The organism is Caulobacter sp. LARHSG274 (assembly GCF_052871235.1).
In genome coordinates, this window is record NZ_JBIXJO010000011.1 from 1 (window position 1) to 19,410 (window position 19,410).

Sequence of the window (19,410 nt, forward strand, 5' to 3'; positions counted from 1 at the left end):
GGCTGGCCATCGAGGCCAGGGGCGCCCAGTTGGTCTTCCTGCCGCCCTACTCGCCCGATCTCAACCCCATCGAGATGGCGTTTTCCAAGCTCAAGACCCTGCTGCGCAAGGCCGCCGAACGAACCCGGGACAATCTGTGGGACCGCATCGGGCTGGTCCTGGACGCCTTCACCCCCGACGAATGCGCCAACTATTTTCGGCATGCCGGATATGTGTCAACTTAAGCGACGAATGCTCTAGCCGGCGAGCGTTGAGAAAGACCGCCAGGATGAAGCTGTCGATGATCTTACCGTCGCTGACGATGGCTTCGAACCGGTTGACCGACACCAGGTCCACTCGCCCATGCTTTCGTCGGGTACCGGCTTTCCGAAGCCGCCGATCCGAGCGAGATCGACGGCGACGCCCGCCGCGTTACCCCACTCGTCGCACGACGCGACGGTGCGCGCCCGGGCCGCCATCTAGGAATCGCACCGCGTCGCGAAGCACCCGCAGACAGGGATTTCCGTCGCCAAGGCCTTCCGGGCCCTCGCGACGAGCCAGCCGTTGCCGGCGTAGCGAACCGCCATCCTTTTCGATTCCGGCGATCTCCAGAGGATCGACGACGATCGCCACTCCGTCGACTGGGCCGCCGAACCAGTCGGGACGCTCTTTGACCAGGACCGGATACCCGGCCAATCGTGCGTCGCGGCTTCGACTGACCCGGCGACCGCCTCTTTCGGGCTCATCTGAGCGGCCCAGCCTCGTGACCTGGAACGACGCCGGAGAAGATCGCGCCGCTGGGATGGTAAGGCGCGGCGTCGCCGACGCGGCTCAGGCGGGCGGCGAGCGCCCAGCCAAAGCGCAAAAGGCCCTTCAGCCGCGTCATTCCCGATCGGCTGGCCAGTTCGCCCCGCGCTACGGCGATCCGAACCGCGTACTGATGGTGCTTGTGCGGGAAGGGATAGTTGCCGTGACGCTTGTCGATCAGCGGCGCCACCGCGAAGGCGCGTATGTCGTTCGTCGCCCGCCCCGCTGAATCCTCGTGCGTCGGATATTTGCACAACAGGGTGACGCGGCCGCCAGGTTTGATGGCGGGGAGAACGTTCTTGAGAATCCGCTCGAGCTCGGCCTGCTCCACGCCATTCTGCAGGATCACCACCTCATCCAGCGGAGGCTCGGGCCGGAAACGCCAGGTGGCGGCGATCAGCGGCTCCGTACGCAGTATGCGGTCGTGGTCGACCGGGAATACCCCGTCGATCCAGCCGCCGAGATCGGCGACCACCATGGCGCGGTAGTCGTGATCGCCGTCGATCCTGGACCGGACATGATGGGCGTGCCGAACCAGCGGGGCAAGGCCGCTGGCGTCGGGATGCAGGCGGGAGTAGGCGGGCAGTTCGCCGAAAATCCCGCGACGAATCTTCTGGGCGAGATTCGTCGCCGGGCCGGCGCCGCGATAGGCGCGACGTTGGCGGTCGGGATCGAAGGTCGGATGCTTCAACGCACCCGAGGCCAGGGTCAGGTCCAATTCCGGGGGCATGCCCGCCAGGCTGTCCTTCTCACTGCGGCGGATACGCCAGGCGGCCACCCCGTACACCCAATAGTAGTGACCAGGATGGGGCGCGGGCGTCCGGACGGAGGCCAACTGCCATTCGACGTAGTCGCCCGAGCCTGACAGGACCAGATCGATATTCGGCGGTAGGGCGCCCGCGTGATAGACGATCGGCTTGCGGGCGATCTGGGTGTGTTCAGGGGTGCACCACTCGTCGATGCTGGCCAGCCAATGGGGCTCGCGCCCGCCGCCGAAGATGACATCGTCGGCCTCTTGGCTTCGACCCTGAAGCTCCAGCAGGCAGACCTTGTCGCTGTCATCGACCACGTGGATCGGCTCGTTGGGGCAGAAGGCGGGCACGAAGCTGTAGTCGCAGTAGCCGTCGATGGTCGGGCGCGCGTGGGTCGGCCGCAGGCACAGCATAAAGATTTGGTAGAAGCGGGCGATCAGGGTCTGGTCGTCGACGTCCCAGAACAGGTGGTTGGGGCTACGGGCCCAGCAGAACTCCTGGTTGACGGTCTTGGCGATCTGCATGATGTGCGGATGCTCGAAGACGTACCGGGCCAGTTCGCGAGGCGGGGTGATCAGAACGCCGGTCTCGTCGACCTTGGCGTTGAGCAGGGGCTCGACCTCTTCCGACACCACTCGCACGCTGCCGCCCAGGATGACGTTCCGACCGTCGAGAATTTCATCGCTTAGATAGGCGAAAGATCCGTCGCCAACCACGAAGTCGGCGTTGCAGTAGATGAAATGCATGTCCGACATCGCGTCGCCGAACATCGCCATCCCGCGGGTGTAGGCCAGGGTGAGCGTAACGGAATACAGACCTGGCACGATCAGGTCGTCGATCGCCACGTAGCGAACCCCGGCATGGCCGCGGAGTCGCTCCATCTGCTTGAGGGCCTCAAAATGTTCGAAATCGGCCCGGCCCGTCAAGAAGATGAATTCGACATCGCAGACCGCCGCCAGGGCCGGCAGATTGCCCGGCGCCAGGATCGACGCCAGGCTCAAGCTGCCGAATCGGCGTATGTAGGATTCGCCCCAAACCGGGACGAGAATCTTGACTCTGGGCTTTGCCTTCGGCTCGGCCGCCTTGGATCTGGCGCTTCCTGCCGGAGCGGCCTTGGACCCGGGCCTCGCGGCCCCAACCGGCTTTTGAGCAGGCGTCTCCCCAGCCTTGATCGTCCTGGAGCGTCTTGCTCTCTGAGCCATGAAGTTCCCCCCGGCAAAACCCTGGGCGCCGCCACACGCGCGACGCGTTTCATGGTTCTAAGGGAACAGGGATTTCGGACAATACCTAGCGGCTTGCAAGCCGCAGGTAAGTTTGCTCTTTTTGCTGCGTATCAGAAAAGGCGGCCTCCCGTGACGGCATTTCCCTCTCAAAAGGTCACTTCGTTCGACGTACCGATGCTTGAGGGTCTTCCTGTCCTGACGGCGTCGGATCTGTTCGAAGGCCCCCGATCGGAAAAGAACTTTGGCGGAGCGCTGGGCCTTGGCCGGGGGCCGGCTTTTCGACCCTCCGAAGTCGCGCGTATCGGCGAGTTGATCAAGGCCCACATGCTGAACATGGCCAAGGAGGTCTCGCCCGAAGCGGTCGAGGAGTTGGAGGCCACGCCGCTGCAGCGCTTCCACGAGGTGGGCGGTTACGACCATCCGAAAATGCTGTCGAAGCGAGGGCGCATCCTGACCAAGGCGGCGGTGGACGAAATCAAGGCGATGTCGTTCTTCGATTTTGTCCGCGACGGATTTGGCGACTTCTACCTCGCCGACGAGGAAGAAGTCGGCCACGAGCAGATCACCTTTCGCCTCGTTCGGCCTCACCAGGAAGACGATGTCGGTTCGCTGCACCGCGACGCCTGGTTCTGGGACGCCTTCAGCACGCCGCTGCCCGAGGGGGTCAATCGCACCAAGGTCTGGACGGGGATTTTCGTCGAACCGGAGCTGAATGGCCTGCGTCTGGCGCCCGGCTCACATCGCCTGCCCGCGCCCTACCGCGTGGACGACAGCGGTTCGAAGGTCGCTTTCGTTCCTGATTTCGATATCACCAAGATCGGGCTGCGGCAGTTCGGCGGCCAAGCGGGCGAGACTATCCTGTTCAATTATCACACACTGCATGTGGGCTCGTTCAATCGTGCCGACGAGTCGCGGATTTCAATCGAAACCACGATTATGTATCGCTAGACAACGACACAGCGAGAGTTGTGTCGAGGCCCGATTCTCCCAGGCGCTCGAGGCGCGCCGTCGCAGAGCACGACGGCCCTGCGCCGCAATAATTCCTGAGCCGTGTCGACCGGGAGGGTAGAGTAATGGATCCGAACTCGTCGTTCTTCGACTGCAAGTTCCTGTATACGGCCGACGCGGTTCGTGGCGACGAGCCCTATGTCGTCTTTCAGGATAAATCCTCCGATCCGTTCACGGTGACGCTGATCGCCGCCTGTCGGCGGTCGCAAGGCGCAGTTTGTGCCGAGATCGACCTCGTAGCGGACTTTGTCGGCTTGGTCTTCGTGGAGGCGCCGGTCTGGCATCGGAACCATGCGCGCCTTGCGGCGGCCGGGGTGCGTGGCGATCGCGTACGGGTGCTGTTCTATTTCGACTTTGATCCCAGCGGCTATTGGGATTTCGCCAAGGCGGCCGGGGCTGCGCTCCCCGACCTCTTGGCGCGCGCGCCGCTGTCGGGCGCGACCCTGGAGGCCCTGACGCCGTTCCTGGAGCAGTGGATTTCGGGGCGCCCGGTCGATGGCCGCTTCAGTTCGGCCGTGGGCTTCGCCAACCGCGACTATGCTCCGCTCGTGCAGAGCAACGGCAACGCCATCGCCAGAATTTTTTCACACTTCGCCGACGATGTCAGTCGACAAGTCTACGCCCGGATCCTGTTCGGCACTCCCGAAGAGATCTTCGCGGCCTTTTCCCGCCAAGTGTTCGGCGAGCAGCAATATATGGAGATTGTCGACTTCAAACCTGGCGACTCCATTGTCAACTGCGGAGTCAACCGCGGCTGGGAACTACCTTATTTCCTGTGTAAAACAGGCGGGCGGGCCGCCATCTACAATATCGATCCGACCATTTGCTACGACAGCAGTCCCTATGGCGGGCTCATTGGAGATTTTGAGGATCGGATTACCAATCTACGCCTGATCGCCGGAGCGTCGGACGGCACCATCGACCTGCCTGTGGCCGACGCCGATATGATCCAGTCGAGCGCGACTCTCGCCGACGCCGATGTGCCCAAGATGACCTTTCCCATGCGCTCCATAGACTCGATGGTCGAGGAGGGCATCATCAAAGATATCACCTATCTAAAAATGGACGTTGAGGGTGGTGAAAAGTACATCTTGGAAGGGTCCATGCAAGCTATCAAGAAGCTTCGTCCGAAGTTGGCAGTAGCAATTTATCATGAACCGCATCATTTCTGGGAATATCCGACATATTTGCTCGACAACTTGCAGGACTACAAATTCTATCTTCGTCAATACGGCTATAGCCGGTTCGAAACCCTCCTCTATTGCATCCCCAGGGAACAGGTCGAGGCGCGTTCGGGCGAAGAAGCCTTGGGCTTCCCCCTCGACGAGGCGCGCCTGAAAGAGGGGGCCGTCGCCGCCTGCTATCTGCGCGATCTGAGACCGCGCGATTTTTATCTCGGTCCGAAACGCCTGCTGACCCGGTTCGAGGGCCGCTCGTGGCGGTCGGCAGATCTGACGCCCAGCGTCCGGGTCGATGACGACGTGATTTGCGGCATGCTGGAACGTGGCGAAGAGACCTATATTCTGGCGCGACATCGGTATGAGGATGGTCAGACTCGGTTCGTCCTAGGCCGTTGCGGGGCGACTCCGCTGCATCCCGAATGGGTAGCGTCCTATGGCTGCGCCCACGACGCCACCTGCCTGTTGGTGCCCGGGGTGGTCGGAGGAGTTGGGATCGCATCCTTCGAGCCTGGCGCGCACATTTCGGTGGGCATCTGGCGAGGCGGCGAGTTTACCTGGATCGCCGCTACGGGCGCGCCAAGCGCGCCGGTCTACGTCCATGCGGTCGACGAGGGTCGAGCCTTTGAAATGTTTGTGCTGGACGATATGCGCCGGCTGATCGGCGCAGTCTTCGACGCCAAGGGCAAGATCGCCGGCCGAGACACCGCGCTTGACCTGCCCGGCGACTTCGAGGGCGTAATCAGCGTCAAGACCTATGTCGAAGGCGTGCAGCGCGTGGAAATCGCCTTCGCACTCAGGCCTGACGCAGCCGGCCTGTCGCAGATCGTCGTCCCCAGGAACGGAACGGCGGTGTCGCTCGGTCGGTTGAGACTGGGCGACGGGGCGGCGATTGTCCCGCTGCATGTTGGGACCACTTAGAGCATATCTGGTTCAAATGGAATCGTCCGGACCAGACAGGCTTTATTACCGGATTCCATTGCTTGATTTATGATTCAGCATTGAGGTGGTCCCCAAGTCTGCTTTGGCCCGGTTGAGTCCGGAAGATCGCGTTGTTCTCGAGGCTCGGTCCCGGCCCAGATCTAGAGCAGCGTGAGGTGCTTCGTGCATGGATGTTGCTCGCTGACGCGGAGCGCTCGACGCGCTCTATCGCCAGGACGACGGAGATGATGCCGCCCATGGTGGCCATGGCACGGTCGCCATGCGCGCGAGGGGCTTGCCAGACTGGCGGAGAAGCGCGCTGGGAAACTCAGACATCCATCGCCCGTCTGCGATAGCGCGCTCACCACGCCCTGGGTCCTGAGCGGCGCCAGGACCCAGGCCGCCTTCGATCTCCACGTCGTAGCCCAGCTGACCCGGACTCTGGTTCCTGGCGATGTGGTATCCTTGACGATCTGAGCCTCCACAAAGGCGCCAAGACCGCTCAAGCCAATCCAGGCAAAGCTGCCGCCCGCACCTTTGACGCGCTAGGGGCCGCCCTCTGAGACATCTTCGCCCTCCTCCAACCCGAGGAATGCCGGAATTTCTTCAAGACCTCAGGCTATGCATCGTATTAAAAGCGCGATGCGTTAGGCGGCTTGCCCGAAGCCGGAAGGAGCGAAATCAGCATTCTCAGGCGCGCCGGGGCCGAAACTCTTCCTGGGCGCGGCGAAGGCTTTCGACCGTGCCGATGTCGCGGTGATACCCCGCATGGCGCACGGCCAGGACGCGGCCGACGAAGTGGGGAATGACTTCGGTCGATAGGTCGACGAAGGATCGCCCCAGGGAAGCGGCGTAGTCCGCGACCTCGGGTTCGAGCACGTAGACGGCGGCGTTGGCCAGATTGCCCGGCGGGTTCTCCACCTTTTCATGAAACCCTCGGACGATCGCCTCCTGGTCCAGTTCGAGGATGCCGCAGGAATGTGGATCGTCGGTCTCGAAAGCCAACATGGTCATGGAGACGCCGGCCCGCCGCGCCCAATGGGCCGCGAACAGGCCGGACGCGTCGAAATCCGTCAAATTGTCCGCGTGGCCCACCAGGAACGGCTCGTCGCCAAACCAAGCGCGATTGGCGACGATGGTCCCGCCGGTGCCCAGGAGTTCAGGCTCGTAGACCAGATCGATCCGGCCCCGCCAGCGCGAGCCTTCCACATGTCGAACCACGACCTCAGAGAGGTAGTGGGTGTTAATCAAAATCCGATCCACTCGGTCGCCCAGGAGGTCGAGCCAATAGTCCAGCAGGGGCCGACCCTGGATCGGGACCAGGCATTTGGGAATGGTGTCCGTGATCGGTCGAAGGCGAGTGCCCATTCCGGCAGCCAGCAGAAGCGCGCGCATACAATTCCTAACCTAGCCGTCGATATAATCGATTTCGGCGCAAAGAGCCTTGACGGTCAGCGGCGTGTTGCCAACGCGCGAAACCTGGCATGCAGCCGCTAAGGCCCCCAAATAGACGGAAGGCCAGAAATCGACGCCGGATCGGAGGGCTAGGGCGAGTGTCGTGAACAGCGAATCTCCCGCCCCGGCCACGTCCTTGGGCGAGGTGTTGAACGCGGGCAGGCGATCGGTCAGATATTCTCCACCCTTCATCGCATAGGCCAGTAGACCCTCTTCGCCGAGGGTGATCAGCACGTGCTTGGCGCGGGCCTTCTTCTGCAGTTCCTCAGCGATCACCACCAAGCCCGATTCGAAATCCTGCAATGCCAGCCTCGCCTCACGCTCTGTTGGCGTGATCAGGTCCATGCCCTTGAACCGCGAAATGTCGGCCAACTGAGAAGACGCCTGGCTGTCGGCGGCCATGACCACCCCGTTGGCTTGGGCCATGCCAATGACCGCGTCGACGACCACTTGCGGCAGGCAACCATAGTTGAAGTCGGCGAACAGAAGAATGTCGACATGCTTAAGCGCTTCGGCGGTCTTGGCGATCATCTCGGCCACCAGATGCTGCTCGATGGCGTGCTGGCGCAGTTGATTGACCCGCAGGAGTGTTTTGCCGCGCGCCCGATAGCGCCGCTTCTGGGTGGTGGGGCGGGTCTCGTCGGTCAACAAGTCATGCTCAACACCGTATTCGGTAAGGGCCTTGCGTGCAAAGTCCGCTGCCTGATCGCGCCCGGCCACCGAAATGAACTGTACCTTAGCGCCCATGCCGCAGGCGTGAGCGGCGACGATGCCGGCGCCGCCGACAAACACCTTCTCTTCAATCGGCGTGACGACGAGGGTTGGATCCTCCTGCGACATACCCAGGGGATCGCAGTTTACATAGGTGTCGACGATCAGGTCGCCGAGAACCAGGACGCGAAGTCCCTCGAAGGACAGTGCGGCGTCCTTCAGGTCATCGAGTCGGAAATCGTGGCGGTCGAGATATTCCCGCGGCATGCGAATAGCCGAGAAGTCGGGCTCAAACTCGCGTTGCAACAGAGCTTGGGGCGAGAAGCTCATTTCGCCGGAGCTGAACAGCAGCTTGCCACCGTAGGCTTCGGCTACGGCTTGCTCGGGATTCCGCCGTGCCTCGTGTTCCTTACCCTTGACGATTAGGTCCGGCTTGAGCGTCGCAACGACGTCAACCACCGGCCGGTCAAGTATGAAAGCCTCGCTGACCATGGACAAAGCTTGAATCCCGCCTAGGCGCTCGTCCTGCGACGCCGTCGTGCCGGGCGTGCCGTCGGGATTTACGCCCACGATCAGCCGGTCGGCGCTCTCCGCCGCGAAGCGCAGCAGACGGAAATGGCCAGGATGCAAGACATTGAAGTTCCCCGACACGAACGCCGTACGATGTCCCACTCGGATCGCCTCGCCGGCGACTTCCGAAGGCTTCTTAGTCGTCACTCAGAATGTCCTCTCTCTGACCTTTTCTTCAAGGCTTGGGGGGCTCGCATGTTCGTGATTCCCCCCGCACCCCTTGGATGGTCAACCTCTAGAATAAGTGGCAGACGGACGCCACCAAACCTTCTCCGAAACGAGTCGCGCGCTCCGCGGGCGGTTGACGTTGCGGCGGTCTATGTTCTTAAAGAAGCGCACAGCGTCTCCCATGCGCCTACGGTTGTCGTTCATATGTCCGTCAGTAAGACGCCCTCTTGCATCGTTACGCCTGTCTGGGGCTATCGGCATCTGCGGCGCTTTCTTGACTTTGCCCTGCCTTCGTGGCTCGCTCCCGGCAACTTGCCGGCCCTCGCGGCGGACCGTTCCTTGGAGATCGTTCTGCTGACTCGGGCTGAAGACTTGGCCCTGATCCGAGTCCACCCCACCTTTGCCCATTTGACCGAACTCGCCAAGGTCACCTTTTCGCCGATCGACGACCTGATGGGCGCCGGCGCGATGCCCGTGACCTTGACCCTCGCCTATCAGCGCGGGCTGCGTCAGGCTGGCGAGCGCCATGGCGAGGTCGATGCGATCCTGCTCAACGCCGATTTCATCCTGGCCGACGGGGCGTTGGCCTCGCTGGGCCGGACGTTCGACGCCGGCTCCCGGCTTGTGCTGGCGCCCAGCCTCCGCGCCGTGGAAGAGCTGACGGCCGTCAAGCTGGCGCGGGCCCGGGTCGAGACCCGCCTCGCCGTGGCGCCGCGCACGCTCGTGCGATACGCCTTCGACGCTCCGCATCCGACGGTTATCGCCTCTCGCGCCGATCAGGGGGCGGTACATTCGCTTAACCCAAACCAGCTGTTCTGGCGCGCCGAACCCCAAACCTTAGTGGGGCGGCCGTTCTGCCTTTTCGTGCTCGCCGCTCGGATCGGCGCCAACGTGCCGCCGGCTGAGGCGTTCTGCGATTACGGCCTCGGTCCACAGCTGGCGCCCGGCGTCGTTCCGACAATCATGAACGACAGTGACGCCTTCTTCGTGCTCGAGCTGGCGCCAAGCGCCTACGAAAGCGATTTCGTCGCCGTCGGCTCGACCACGCCGGCCGAGATCGCCCGGCGCCTATCGGTCTGGTCGATGGACTTCCACCGTCGCCAATCCGGGACGCCGATCTTCTATCGCACTGGCGATCCAGGCGCGGCGGCGCAGATCGCCGTGATTCGGTCTAAGGCGTTTCTGGACGATGTCCATTCGCGCCTTGGCCCTCCCCAGCCGGTTCGCAACCATCCGCACTGGCGGGGCGGGCTGGCGATCTGGCGCGCCAGCCGTGCGGAACGTGGCATCTGGGATGATCCGCCTGAACTGGGCGGCGTGCGGTCGGACCGGCCGGTGTGTCCGTCGGGCGGGAGCGGTCGGTTGCGGCGCGCCATGCGCCGCCTCCTGGTCGGCGACGACGGCCGCGCTCGTCTCTGGCATCCCAACTGGGCGCTGACGGCCAGCGTGCGCCGGCGCATGGCCGCCCGCGCCAAGACGGGATCGGCGATCCTCCAAATCGGCGCTCGACCGACCATTGCCATCCCCGAAGCGGCCGCTTCGGTGAATGGCGAGACGTCGGCCGTGTTCGTGAGGCTGGATCTCGACCGGCGAGAGCACTTCGACCCAATCCTCGAACGCGCCCATCTGGCCGCCAGCGCCGGAACCGAGATCAGCGTGATCTGCGCCAGTCCGACCGGCAGGCTTCTGCGTCGCGAAGACCTAGTCGACATCCTAAGTCGACTGGAAAGCTGGGCCGATCCGATCGCCGTCGAGACCTTCGATCTTCGGGCCGACGAGGTTGAACGCCATGTCCACGGCGCGATGGCCGACCATTTCGCTGGTCTGAGCGTCGGCGGCAAGCTGGCGACCGCAGCACGCTCGGCGTTCGGCCTAGCGCGCATGTTCAGCCTCAACGGCATGCGCGCCCTGGGTGCGATCCGGGCTCGGCCGGATCGCGCCACGGGCTTCATTCTGGACCTTACGGTGCGGCCGCCCATGCCGCCGACATTCGACCAATCTGAGCCGGAACAGGCTTCGTTTCACTTGACCCTCAAGGCGAAAGCCTGAAATGGTCCGTCCGATCTCCAATCCCATTCAGGCGCCGTTATGCTGCAAAAAACGACCAAGGATCCCGCTAACGCCCACGGTTACGAGGTGCAGTCGAAGATTGGCGAGACCCGTTTCGGCGTTCTCAAGAATTGGGAGTGGTATGACGATCCCAAACGCATTCTGTTCTCGATGGCGCGCTACAAATTCGTCTCGAAAATGTTCAATGGCCGGCGCAATGTCTTGGAAGTCGGTTGCGGTGACGGATTCAATGCTCCGGTTGTTCGCCAAACCGTGCAGAGTCTGACCATCGCCGATTTCGACCCAGTGTTCATAGAGGACGCCAAGTCGCGGATGCGTGACCGTTGGCCCTACGAAGCCATCGTGGTTGATGTGCTCAGAGACGATTTCCCGGGGCGATACGACGGTATCTACTCGCTGGACATGCTGGAACATATCCCGCAGGAGCAGGAACACATTGTCATCGAAAAGATGGTCAAGGCCCTGACGCCAGACGGAGCGGTGATCATCGGCATGCCGTCACTGGAGTCTCAGGAATTCGCGTCGCTCCCCTCGAAGCTCGGCCACATCAATTGCAAGACCGCGCCTGACTTTGAGGCGCTGATGAAGCGCTATTTTGACAATGTCTTCATGTTCTCGATGAACGACGAGATGGTGCACACCGGCTATCACAAGATGGCCCACTACATCATCGCGCTCTGCTGTCAAAAGAAGGCGTGATCGGCGAAGGACCGGCCGTTTGAAAGTGGGAAAAACGCGATGAGCGAGCGTCCCGAGTTCGACGAGGCCTTGGCTACGCTTCTGGAGCAGACGACGCCACACACCGCAGCGATGGCGGTGGATCAGGTGATCGCGACGTTGGTAGCGCCATTTCATGAGTCGATCTCTTGGGGAGATCGACTCATGACGCTGGATAAGACGATCGGCTTCCGCAGCGATCCGGCTTTCCAGGCCGCGTTCGCCAAGCTATCGACCAGCACCGGACAGACGCAGTACAATGCGCCCGATGGTATTGCTTGGCGCTTGAACACTCTAGTCTGGGCGGCGCGGTCGGCCCTACGCGTGCCGGGTGATTTCGTCGAGTGCGGCGTGTTCGAAGGCGAAATGTCGTGGTTAGTCAGCCAAGTGGTCGACCTGCAGGCAGCAGGACGAACATTCTATCTTTATGACACGTTCGACGGCTTTTCGCCAAAATACTCCTCGGCGGAAACCGACTATCCGCACAATCCGAGGGTATTCGATCTTCACGACGAGGTTTATCGTCAACCGCATCTGCACGGGAAAGTCGTTGATCTGTTCGCGAGCCAGCCGTATGTCAAGGTGATCAAGGGCGTCGTGCCGGATGTGCTGCACGAGGTTTCGCCGCAACGAATCGCCTATCTCCACATCGACATGAATTCTCCCGGGCCCGAGATCGCGGCCTTAGAGGTGTTATTCGATCGGGTTTCGTCGGGCGGCGTGATCGTTCTCGATGACTACGGTTGGCTGGTGCATCGCGCGCAAAAGGCGGCCGATGACGCCTTCTTCGCGGACCGAGGCTACGATGTCCTGGAAATGCCGACCGGTCAGGGCTTGGTCGTTAAGCGATGAGGCCCCGCTGTCCGGCCATGCATCGCGCCGAATGTCGTATCCGATGCGATGCTCCAGGTTTTTGCCTTACATCGGCTTCTGAAAACAGGACCCCGCCTTTCGGGTCGATCTCCTAAGCTGAAATGTCGGCCATGACCGCACACCCTGACACCCATAGTTTGGCGTGGTGCGCGCTCGCGGGCTTCTCGATCTCAAGGACGAGGTCCTGGGCCCGGTCCACCGGCAAGGCCCAATCGACGCAGAGCGCCCGGCCCTCCCAGCTCAAGCCGAGTCTTTCCAGTGGCTGGCCGTTGGCCCGCGCCGCGAGGCCGTCCAGCGCGGCCGCGTCGACGTTCCAAAGCCGGAGCCGAAAGCGTCGCGGACCGGGAGCCACCCGGGCGAGAATCACGGCCGTGCGCTCGTCGGCGATCCGCCGGAAGGCGTTGCCGTCGCCGTCTCGCTCCCGCAACGACCAGCCATAGCCCGCCCATCCGGCGTCGGCGTCGACGCTTAACCTCGCCAACGGTGAACTCTCGGTGAAGAACAGTGCAGCGTGCCGGGCGTTGACGGCCTCCGACGTCGCCTCGCCGGCCAGGGCGGCCAAACGCGAGCGCGTCTGCGAGATCAAAGGTTTGGCGAAGTCATAGATTGCATAGTCGGCCGGCGAGACCTGGCGAACTTTGATCTCGACAGAGTCACGGGCTGCGTCATTGTTGGTTGGGGCGTTGAAATCGTGAAATCGGGGAAGAATGGGCGGGGCGGGCCAGCCACGCTCGGCGGCGAGCAGCAGCAAGGAATCGTTGTAGGTCGCGTGGTCGCCCACTACCAGGGCGCGGCTGAGCACCTGCCGGCCGACGGTGATCTGGCGGTCCCGGATTGCGCGAGCGCTGGGCCCGCAGATCAGGCCGTCGTCGAAATGCTCTGATTCTGTCGCGCCGAGAAAGCGCGTTAGTGTATCCCAAAAGGCGAAGCGGATGCTAGGGTGGTCGAGATTCAGCACCTCTTCCAACGAAAATCGGCGGCAAAGGCCCGCCAGATGGTCGTTCAGACGTTCCCCGCGGTCGCCGCCGCCCGTGGGGCCGACCGCGCGTCGATGATAGTAGGCCGACGCAACGATCTGGGCGGGATCGCGCAGGATCGTAAACAGATCGCATTCGCGCGGTAGGAGATCCAATTGGCCGCCGAGGATATGGCCGGCATAGAGGTCGAAAACGCGACCCTCACCACGCAGGGCTTCAAACTCCCAGGGATTGCGGCACGGGGCCACGCGGTCGGCGGGGAACATCGATTCCAGCCAGGCGATGGCCGATGCGCCGCCCGTCTTCTGGACATGCAGAAAACACAGAGGCTTCGCATCAGGAAAAGGCTGATAGCCTCGGCGTGCTGACATATTTGTTCAACTCCAGGATGGGTGTCCAATGTCCGCGAGGGTCGTACTCGTTGGAGAAACCGGAACCTGGAGCATTTTCCATGGGTGCGGTGATCGGGCCGCGAGGCAAAATGCGTCAAAGCGAAAAACTAAGTTCCAGCTGACGCGAGGGCGATCGCCAGGCCAGAGCGATCCTCGATAGCCGGTTTGCTCCGTATCGTGAAAGTGATGATCTGGAACACCCGTCCGTTTCGCAGCCGCTGGCGCGGGAACCGGGGGGCACGAGCAGCGATTCTCGCTCCCTCCGATCCGAGCGGTCGATCGCGAGCGGAACCCCAAAACGCGGTCGAACCAGCCCCCGGGGCACGGCCGCGGTCGGGCCTGTGCCGATGTTCGCGCGGCAGGGCGGCGGCCCGTCGTAAGGACCCGCCTGCTTCATTCGAAATAGATGAACTCGTGGTCGCCGGTGTAGGCGGCGAGCTTGAAGTCGGCTTCCCATTCGGCGGGGGTGTGGAAGATGCGGCATGTCAGCTGCCAGTACATCAAGTTCATCTTCTCGCGCTCGTTGCGATAGGCCTCAACGCAGAGATATTTCCCACCCTTGGATACGCGTTCCATCTCGCGAAGGGCGTCCCACAGATCGTAGTTATAGAGATTGTGCAGGGTGTTGATGGAGATCACGAGATCGAAATGATCGTCTGGCCACGGAAGTCTGGCGGCAGTGCCATGCTGAATGAACGGCTGGACACTCTCCATCGTGTGGTCGATCGCGTATTTGGAGAATTCCAGGCCGGCGACCTCGAGTTCCGGCAGGACCTCCTTGAAGTCGTGCAGCAGGAATCCCTTGCCAGAACCGACGTCGAGGACGCGCATGCCCGGTTTCAGGCCATAGGCTTGGATCATCGCGTCCGCTACCTTGCGCCAGCGGCCATCGTACTTGTAGCCGCCATAGCCGTGCAGGCGGCTGCCGTCCCAGTAGTCTTTGTCGAACTGGATGGCGACCTCCGCCACCTCGGCCTTGTCGACTTCGTTCACCCGCTCGATGTAGTTCCGCGTCGTTGACTTGTGGACGAGGCTGACGAATTCTTTATAGGACACGCGGCGCTCCTTCAGGTTTGGCTTCCGATGCGGTCGAGACTGGCCTTAGCTCGATCGAGCTGGGCCTTCAGGCGCTCGGCCGTTTGGGCGTGGTCGGCGAAGGCGCGGCGATCCGCGCCCAGGGGCAGAAAGTCGTTGAGGACGATGCAGCTCCACTTGACCCGATAGGCATCGAGTAGGATGCGGCAGCGCTCGGCGTGCGGCGGCGCCAGTCCCAGACCCTCGACCAGTCCATCGACGAAGCGACCATGATGCCGGACCGGCGCGGGGATTTCGGGGCAGCAGAAAAAATCGGAGGCCAGCTTGGCCGGATCGTCCTGACCCGCATATTCGAAATCGACGAAAGCCACGCGGCCGTTTTCGACCAGGGCATTGTGGAAACCGAAGTCGGATGGCGAGAGGCAGACTTCCGATCGCTCCAGCGCCACGGCGAGGCCGAGCTTTCGGATGGCGCGATCTATTCGGGCGCGAGCCTCGCGCCAAGCCGGTACGAGGGAAGCGCGAACGAAGGTGGCGGCTTCCGGGCCGAAGGGCGCGTGAAGATCCAGATCCGACAGCCGCGCCACGCGCTGATCGACGGTTGCTAGGTGCTGGTCGAGGCTGAAACAGGCTTCTGAGCCCTGCGGCAGAGCGGCGATGTCGCGGGGCGGGGTGTTGATCTGGAGAATGAAGTCGAGCGCCGCGTCGATGTGGCTCTCGTCGACGTCGCCGGGCCGCAGCTTCTCGCCGCTGACGAAGCTGTAGAGGCCGGCATGGGCGGCAGCGTCGCGCGCCAGCGGCTCGGGCGTCGTGCGCACCCCGCGCGCCCAGCTGTGCACCAGGAAGCCCCACTCATGGGCGAGGCGATCACGCGTGTCGCGTGGATCGGCGTGGTAGAGCTTCAGCGCCAGGGATTCGGCGTCGGTTTCGACGCGAAACACCCGGTTGTTCTTGCCCCCTTCGAGCCGCTTCAGGGCGCGAACGGGGCCGCGTCCGGCGCGGGTGGCCAAAGTCGCCGCCAGAGTCAGAAGCTCGACGTCGTCCACCGGTCAGTTCGCCTCTCGCAGCACCGATCGAGCGATGGCGTTCCAGTCGCCGTGGGTTTCGAACGGATGCAGCACCGGCGCCCGATGATGACGATCGGGGTCGAACAGGATCTTGCGGGCGATCGGAATGAAGCCTTCGAGAGCTAGGATCTCGGGCAGATCGTCGATGAACACCTCGCAACCCAGCGCTACGGCGCGGGCGGCCTTGTCTTCCTTGGTGATCTCGAAGAATACGTGGTCCTCGGCGAACATGCCCCGGGCTGTGCCGATCAGGCCGCGGTTGACCAGGAATTCGCGCGCATGACCATGCAGGTCATACGGAGGCCCCGCGAACGGTGTCTTGGTCTTGTGGCTGACGATATACAGCTCGTGGCCGGCGTCACGAAACGCGGCGAGGGCTTCGAGCAAGCCGGGATAGAATCCGACGTGCTTCATGCCTGGCCCATATACGTAGCCTTGCAGCTCGGTGAAGTCGGGATCGCGATCCCGGGCCCGCAGATAGTCGCGCACGCTGGTCTTATCGTGCGCGACGCCTTCGGCGGGGATCAGGCCGCGCTCCACGCCGGCGGCATGGAACACGCCGTCATAACAGGCAATGGTGTTGTCGAAGTCGATCCCGATCCGCATAACCTAAAGGCTCATATCGATCAGCGGTCTGCCGACCCGGCCGGCAGCCAGGTCCTGCAGGGCCTGATCGGCTTCCGCCAAGCTGTAGGGGCGCGACAGCAGCTTGCGCAGGTCGAACCGCCCGGACGCCAACATGCCGCCAAACTTGGGATAGTCGCGGTCGGGAACGCTGTCGCCGCCCCAGGTGCCCATCAGGCTCTTGCCTTGGTTGAAGACGCCCGGATTCAGCGTCAGCGCGGCGCCGTGCTTGGCGTTGCCGATGACCACGGCGCGCCCGCCCTGCTGACGCGTGGCGTTAACCGCCTGATCCATAACCGGCGGCAGACCGGTCGCCTCAACGGCGAGGTCGACGCCGTTCGCGAGGATGGCTTTAATCGCAGCGATGGGATCGCTTTCACCGGGGTCGACCACGTGAGTGGCGCCGTACTGCCGCGCCAGAGCGCGACGATCGGGATTGGGATCGACGGCAATGATCGTGTCGGCGCCGCCGAACGCCGCCGCCATGCAGGCGTTCAGGCCGATGCCGCCGACGCCGAACACCGCGACGCTCTGGCCGGGCTTGACCTGCAGAACATTGAACACCGCGCCCATGCCGGTGGGGGCCGCACAGCCAAGCAGGATGGCCACATCTAGCGGCAGGCCTTCCGGCACCAGGGTTAGGCGATTCTCGCTCACGACCGCATGGCGCTGGAAGGTGGTGACGCCGCCAGCGTTCACCTTTTTGCCATCCCACTCATAGACGGCGCCTCCGGCTTCGATGCCTTCGCCCTTGATCCAGGATAGGACGACCTGGTCGCCGACCTTGACCTTGCTGACGCCCTCGCCCACCTCGATGACCGTGCCTGAGCCTTCATGGCCCAGGCAATGCGGCAACCACTTGTCCTCACCCTTGTCGCCGCGCCATTCCATGACCTGCGTGCCGCAAGCGCCGGAATAGGCGATCTGGACCAGGACCTGGCCGCGCTTGACCGGCGGAACTTCCATATCGACGATGACGAGGGGCTTTCCCGTCTCCACAAGAATGGCGGCTTGAGTTTTCATCTATGGGTCCTCTGCCCGAGTGCGCAGCGCATGTGGACGGCGTCTGCATCGCCGTCGCCGTCCACATCAAACATGAAGTGGGGCCGAGGCCCCATTAGTGGCGACCGAGCGCCTTTTCGATGACGTGCGCCATCTGGTGTCCGGTCAGGCCAAGCTGCTCGCGCGCATATTCCTGCTCGCCCGACTTCTTGAAGAAGGCGTCGGGCGTGCCGAACCGCAGGAGCTTTCCGACGGTCGCACCGGTGTCAATCGCCCATTCGGCGACCGCCGAGCCGAAGCCGCCGATCAGCGAATGCTCTTCCATGGTCACCACCCGCTTGAAGCGTTTGAAGGCGTCGTTCAAGCGGACTTCGTCGAGCGGCTTGACCGTATGGAAACTAACCACCTGGGCTGAAACGCCGGCTTCGCCGAGGAGGCGGGCGGTCTCGACCGCTTCCGGCAACATGTTGCCAGTCGAAAGCAGGCATACCTCATCGCCATCCTGGACGGTGATGGCGCGGCCGATCTGAAAATCGAGCAGCGGACCCTTGTGGACGACGGGCTCGCCCTTCTTGCCCAGGCGGATGTAGGCGGGGCGGTCCTGCTTGACGACGGCGCGCACCGCGGCCCGAACTTCCCAGGAGTCGCCCGGAGCGATCACCGTCATGTTCGGAATAGCGCGCAGGAAGGCGATATCCTCGCAGGCATGGTGCGTGGGGCCCAGGCCCGCATAAGCGAGGCCCGCGCCGACGGCGACGATGGTTACCGGCGCTTCATGATAGGCCGCGTCGGTACGGATTTGCTCGAGGCATCGCGTCGTGCAGAACGGGGTGATCGTGTAGGTGAAGGGCCGAAGCCCGTTCATCGCCATGCCGGTCGCGACGCCGGTCATGTTCTGCTCAGCGACGCCGCAGTTCAGGAAGCGGTCGGCCTGGGCGGCGCGATACTTGTCGAACAGCTTGTTGCCGATGTCGCCCGAAAGCATGACGACGCGAGAATCTTCCTGACCAAGTTTGGTGAGTTCGTCGGCGAAGGCGTTTCTCATGCGAGCCCAAGCTCCTTCTTGGCGAGCACCACCTCTTCGGCGGTCGGCGCGCGATAGTGCCAGTTGTTGTCGTCTTCCATGAAGGAGACGCCTTTGCCCTTGATCGTGTGGGCGACGATGGCCACCGGCTTGCCAGAGCCGTTCGGGACGTTCTGCATCAGCTTGGCGACGGCTTCTACGTCGTGGCCATCGACCTCGATCGCGTCCCAGCCGAAGGCGCGCCACTTGTCGGCGAGCGGCGCCAAGGCCAGGGTCTCGTTCGAGCGGGCGGTCGCTTGCCATTTGTTGTAGTCGACGATGGCGCAGACGTTCTCGAGCTTCTGACCGGCCGCGAACATCGCCGCCTCCCAGACAGAACCCTCGTTGTTCTCGCCGTCCGACATCAGAGCGTAGACCCGATAGCTCTGACCCTTGATGCGGCCAGCCAGCGCCATGCCCAACCCGAGGGGCAGGCCGTGGCCCAGCGAACCGGTAGCTGCCTCGATCCCCGGCAGCTGGTTGGCTGGCGGATGCTCGGCCAGCCGACCGCCGTCGGTGTTGTAGGTGACCAGCTCTTCCTCGGGGAAGAAGCCGCGCATGGCCAAGGTGGCGTAGATCGCCATGGCGGCGTGGCCCTTCGACAGGATGAAGCGGTCCCGCAACGGGTCGGTCGGATTCCGCGGATCGATGTTCAGCACGCGCCAGTAGGCCGCGGTGAGGATATCGGTGCAGGACAGCGACGAACCCAGGTGCGCAGAATTGGCGGCGTGGCACATGTCAATAATGCGTCCGCGTAACTTCGCCGCTTGGGCCCGAAGGCCGGCGCCGTCGATGGATAGAACCGGAGCGTTCATGCG

The 19,410-nt window shown here is 63.1% G+C and carries 16 protein-coding genes; 6 read left to right on the top strand and 10 right to left on the bottom strand.

Annotation, left to right across the window (positions count from 1 at the left end; genetic code table 11):
• The coding region (locus ACIPQB_RS16985) for a transposase (protein ID WP_446483963.1) at positions 1 to 224 on the top strand (224 nt) is incomplete at its 5' end.
• Between the two features lie 497 nt (positions 225 to 721).
• Here the strand turns inward: ACIPQB_RS16985 and ACIPQB_RS16990 are convergent.
• Positions 722 to 2,740: a hypothetical protein gene (locus ACIPQB_RS16990; RefSeq protein WP_446486436.1), complete on the bottom strand. Its 2,019-nt coding sequence runs from the start codon at positions 2,738 to 2,740 to the stop codon at positions 722 to 724.
• A 150-nt stretch (positions 2,741 to 2,890) separates the two neighbouring features.
• Between ACIPQB_RS16990 and ACIPQB_RS16995 the strand changes: the two genes are divergently transcribed.
• Together ACIPQB_RS16995 and ACIPQB_RS17000 are read left to right on the top strand one after the other, a co-directional pair.
• The gene (locus tag ACIPQB_RS16995; protein WP_446486437.1) at positions 2,891 to 3,709 is read left to right on the top strand and encodes a phytanoyl-CoA dioxygenase family protein; all 819 of its coding nucleotides are present in this window, start codon (positions 2,891 to 2,893) and stop codon (positions 3,707 to 3,709) included.
• Positions 3,710 to 3,834: 125 nt separating this feature from the next.
• Entirely contained in the window at positions 3,835 to 5,868 is a 2,034-nt protein-coding gene (locus ACIPQB_RS17000; RefSeq protein ID WP_446486438.1) for an FkbM family methyltransferase, read from the top strand.
• Between the two features lie 690 nt (positions 5,869 to 6,558).
• Here ACIPQB_RS17000 and ACIPQB_RS17005 read toward each other — a convergent pair.
• A complete protein-coding gene (locus tag ACIPQB_RS17005) occupies positions 6,559 to 7,263 on the bottom strand; it encodes a nucleotidyltransferase family protein (protein WP_446486439.1) in 705 nt (234 codons plus the stop codon).
• 12 nt (positions 7,264 to 7,275) lie between these two features.
• On the bottom strand, positions 7,276 to 8,751 hold the full coding sequence (locus ACIPQB_RS17010; protein WP_446486440.1) for a PfkB family carbohydrate kinase: 1,476 nt from the start codon (positions 8,749 to 8,751) through the stop codon (positions 7,276 to 7,278).
• A 360-nt stretch (positions 8,752 to 9,111) separates the two neighbouring features.
• Here ACIPQB_RS17010 and ACIPQB_RS17015 point away from each other — a divergent pair, with 360 nt between their 5' ends.
• From ACIPQB_RS17015 to ACIPQB_RS17025, 3 genes are read left to right on the top strand one after another with little or no spacing between them, the layout of a single operon-like run.
• Entirely contained in the window at positions 9,112 to 10,821 is a 1,710-nt protein-coding gene (locus tag ACIPQB_RS17015; protein ID WP_446486441.1) for a hypothetical protein, read from the top strand.
• A gap of 39 nt (positions 10,822 to 10,860) precedes the next feature.
• On the top strand, positions 10,861 to 11,541 hold the full coding sequence (locus tag ACIPQB_RS17020; protein ID WP_446486442.1) for a class I SAM-dependent methyltransferase: 681 nt from the start codon (positions 10,861 to 10,863) through the stop codon (positions 11,539 to 11,541).
• Between the two features lie 39 nt (positions 11,542 to 11,580).
• The gene (locus ACIPQB_RS17025; protein WP_446486443.1) at positions 11,581 to 12,411 is read left to right on the top strand and encodes a TylF/MycF/NovP-related O-methyltransferase; all 831 of its coding nucleotides are present in this window, start codon (positions 11,581 to 11,583) and stop codon (positions 12,409 to 12,411) included.
• Between the two features lie 112 nt (positions 12,412 to 12,523).
• Here the strand turns inward: ACIPQB_RS17025 and ACIPQB_RS17030 are convergent, their stop codons facing one another.
• From ACIPQB_RS17030 to ACIPQB_RS17060, 7 genes are all read right to left on the bottom strand, one after another.
• Positions 12,524 to 13,780: a hypothetical protein gene (locus ACIPQB_RS17030; protein WP_446486444.1), complete on the bottom strand. Its 1,257-nt coding sequence runs from the start codon at positions 13,778 to 13,780 to the stop codon at positions 12,524 to 12,526.
• Between the two features lie 414 nt (positions 13,781 to 14,194).
• Positions 14,195 to 14,857, bottom strand: a complete 663-nt coding sequence (locus tag ACIPQB_RS17035; protein ID WP_446486445.1) for a class I SAM-dependent methyltransferase — start codon at positions 14,855 to 14,857, stop codon at positions 14,195 to 14,197.
• A gap of 11 nt (positions 14,858 to 14,868) precedes the next feature.
• Positions 14,869 to 15,882 (bottom strand): phosphotransferase, encoded by a 1,014-nt coding sequence (locus ACIPQB_RS17040; RefSeq protein ID WP_446486446.1) that lies wholly within the window; start codon positions 15,880 to 15,882, stop codon positions 14,869 to 14,871.
• Between the two features lie 3 nt (positions 15,883 to 15,885).
• Positions 15,886 to 16,509, bottom strand: coding sequence for a hypothetical protein (locus tag ACIPQB_RS17045; protein ID WP_446486447.1), 624 nt, complete (start codon positions 16,507 to 16,509; stop codon positions 15,886 to 15,888).
• Between the two features lie 3 nt (positions 16,510 to 16,512).
• Positions 16,513 to 17,550: a zinc-binding dehydrogenase gene (locus ACIPQB_RS17050; RefSeq protein WP_446486448.1), complete on the bottom strand. Its 1,038-nt coding sequence runs from the start codon at positions 17,548 to 17,550 to the stop codon at positions 16,513 to 16,515.
• Between the two features lie 94 nt (positions 17,551 to 17,644).
• A complete protein-coding gene (locus tag ACIPQB_RS17055; RefSeq protein ID WP_446486449.1) occupies positions 17,645 to 18,574 on the bottom strand; it encodes a transketolase family protein in 930 nt (309 codons plus the stop codon).
• A complete protein-coding gene (locus ACIPQB_RS17060; protein ID WP_446486450.1) occupies positions 18,571 to 19,407 on the bottom strand; it encodes a transketolase in 837 nt (278 codons plus the stop codon). The genes ACIPQB_RS17055 and ACIPQB_RS17060 overlap by 4 nt, the downstream gene beginning before the upstream one ends.
• Between the last annotated feature and the right edge of the window lie 3 nt (positions 19,408 to 19,410).

Coding starts and splice junctions, on each gene's coding strand:
- ACIPQB_RS16990 (WP_446486436.1), bottom strand. CDS start 2,740: ATGGCTCAGAGAGCAAGACGCTCCAGGACGATCAAGGCTGGGGAGACG.
- ACIPQB_RS17000 (WP_446486438.1), top strand. CDS start 3,835: ATGGATCCGAACTCGTCGTTCTTCGACTGCAAGTTCCTGTATACGGCC.
- ACIPQB_RS17005 (WP_446486439.1), bottom strand. CDS start 7,263: ATGCGCGCGCTTCTGCTGGCTGCCGGAATGGGCACTCGCCTTCGACCG.
- ACIPQB_RS17020 (WP_446486442.1), top strand. CDS start 10,861: ATGCTGCAAAAAACGACCAAGGATCCCGCTAACGCCCACGGTTACGAG.
- ACIPQB_RS17025 (WP_446486443.1), top strand. CDS start 11,581: ATGAGCGAGCGTCCCGAGTTCGACGAGGCCTTGGCTACGCTTCTGGAG.
- ACIPQB_RS17030 (WP_446486444.1), bottom strand. CDS start 13,780: ATGTCAGCACGCCGAGGCTATCAGCCTTTTCCTGATGCGAAGCCTCTG.
- ACIPQB_RS17045 (WP_446486447.1), bottom strand. CDS start 16,509: ATGCGGATCGGGATCGACTTCGACAACACCATTGCCTGTTATGACGGC.
- ACIPQB_RS17050 (WP_446486448.1), bottom strand. CDS start 17,550: ATGAAAACTCAAGCCGCCATTCTTGTGGAGACGGGAAAGCCCCTCGTC.
- ACIPQB_RS17055 (WP_446486449.1), bottom strand. CDS start 18,574: ATGAGAAACGCCTTCGCCGACGAACTCACCAAACTTGGTCAGGAAGAT.
- ACIPQB_RS17060 (WP_446486450.1), bottom strand. CDS start 19,407: ATGAACGCTCCGGTTCTATCCATCGACGGCGCCGGCCTTCGGGCCCAA.